Raw genomic sequence first — 1701 nt, forward strand, 5'->3', positions numbered from 1 at the left:
TCGTCAGGCTCATAACCTGAAGGTCACAGGTTCAAATCCTGTCCCCGCAACCAAACTCTTGAAAATGGCCCGCCCTCGTGCGGGCCTTTTTTGTATCTGGCTCTGGGGGCCGGCGATCTTAACCGTCATCAGCAGCCCCGCAACGAGGCGAAGCTGACGCCGCGGGACACAAAACGCAAACCCTGGCGACAATGCCAACCTCTCAAAACAAGCCCGCCCTCAAGCGGGCCTTTTTGTTTTGGTGATCATCTAGTCCCTGGCTCAGCAGCCCGCAGACATCGCCGGCCAAAGCCCCGCGACAAAAACGCAAACCATGGCCAAAATACCAAAACTCAACAGCCCGCAAGGCGATAACACGGCAGGCCGCTTCGCTTTCCGCAGATGGGCGCCATCGAGTTGATGAGGAACGAAGGGTCTGAAAGAAACTTCAGCCCAGTCGCGCGAATAGGATCAGGCCGTCTCGAAGCAGAAGCCAACGGCAAGAGCCGAATCGCAGCGGCGACCCACAACCAATTGCGAAGTGAATTTAGCCGGCGGGCCCTCTTTCTCAATTGGCTACAGTGCCCGTCGTATCTCCTGGATGACGAGAACAGATTGCCGCAGCTGTCGATTGCGGATTCGATCCTGGATGGCGTCGCCGGCATGGGGGGGGCGAGGCGATATATCGCTTGTGCCGAATCATGCGAATCAAGCCTTGTCTGCGTGACAATCCGAATCAGAGGACAGGCAGAGTGCCCCAGAATCAATCGAAATTGCCAACAGATGACATCTATTGCTATATCTCGGGTGTAACCGCGTGTTTTTCCAGGAGGTTGCCATGCCCAATTACGCTCTGAACGACCACTATGAGAGCTTCATCCGGAAGCAACTCGAATCAGGTCGCTATAACAATGCCAGTGAGGTTGTCCGTGCCGGCCTGCGCATGCTCGAGGATTTCGAGGCGGAGCGGGAGAAATGGTTGCGCGAGGAAATCCCGGCGCGCCTGACCGAGCTTCAGCAGGATCCGGCGAAGGGAGTTCCTGCCGAGACGGTTTTCTCGCGGCTTGAGGCGCGTCATCGCGCGAAGCAGGCGAGAGTGAAGTAGCGGATGGAGTATCGGATTGTCTTCCATCCCAAGGCGGAGGCCGAACTCGAACAGCTCTATGACGACATAGCCGAACGGGCGTCGCCGGTGATCGCGTGGAATTTTGTTGCGGGCATTCGCGACCATTGCCTGGGCTTGTCGACTTTTCCACAGCGCGGCACAGAGCGGGTGGAGATCATGCCTGGGCTGCGGATTGTTGGTTACCGTCGCGCCGTCAGCATTGCTTTTGCGGTCGACGGCGAACGGGTGCTGATCCTGGGTATCTTTTACGCCGGCCGGAACATCACGCCGGAATTGCTGGAAGACCGGCTCTGAAACACTGGTCAGGCTGCGCGGCGGCCGACATTCATCTGCCAGGGCAAGCGATTTTCGGGCCTATGGCACGCACCCGGCGCCCGGGGCGACGAGCCTCGACGGGAATGATCGGCAGCCGAACGCCGCGCACAATTTCAACCAAGCCAACTCATGAATTTCAGCCCCGTGGATATCTCCACGAGAAATCGAAAAAACATCTGAGATGGCTGTTGACAGTTTTGGTTGGTGGCGACTATATACGCCTCACGAACGAGGGCGGTGCGCCGCTGGCGACGAAGAAGTTTGCTTCTAGGTCTGCCCTC

The 1701-nt window shown here is 57.8% G+C and carries 2 protein-coding genes and 1 pseudogene; all 3 read left to right on the top strand.

Annotated elements, in window-relative coordinates; all coding sequences use genetic code 11:
- The first annotated feature begins 817 nt into the window (after window positions 1–817).
- Window positions 818–1084: a type II toxin-antitoxin system ParD family antitoxin gene (locus A3A9_RS0136445; protein WP_027062829.1), complete on the top strand. Its 267-nt coding sequence runs from the start codon at window positions 818–820 to the stop codon at window positions 1082–1084.
- Window positions 1085–1087: 3 nt separating this feature from the next.
- Window positions 1088–1399 carry a type II toxin-antitoxin system RelE/ParE family toxin gene (locus tag A3A9_RS0136450; protein WP_027062830.1) on the top strand — a complete coding sequence of 104 codons (312 nt, stop codon included), beginning with the start codon at window positions 1088–1090 and terminating at the stop codon, window positions 1397–1399.
- A gap of 104 nt (window positions 1400–1503) precedes the next feature.
- Window positions 1504–1701: pseudogene (locus A3A9_RS45590) on the top strand (hypothetical protein); the annotation flags it as partial.

Source organism: Mesorhizobium loti CJ3sym (assembly GCF_000472785.1).
In the GTDB taxonomy this organism is placed as follows: domain Bacteria; phylum Pseudomonadota; class Alphaproteobacteria; order Rhizobiales; family Rhizobiaceae; genus Mesorhizobium; species Mesorhizobium loti_E.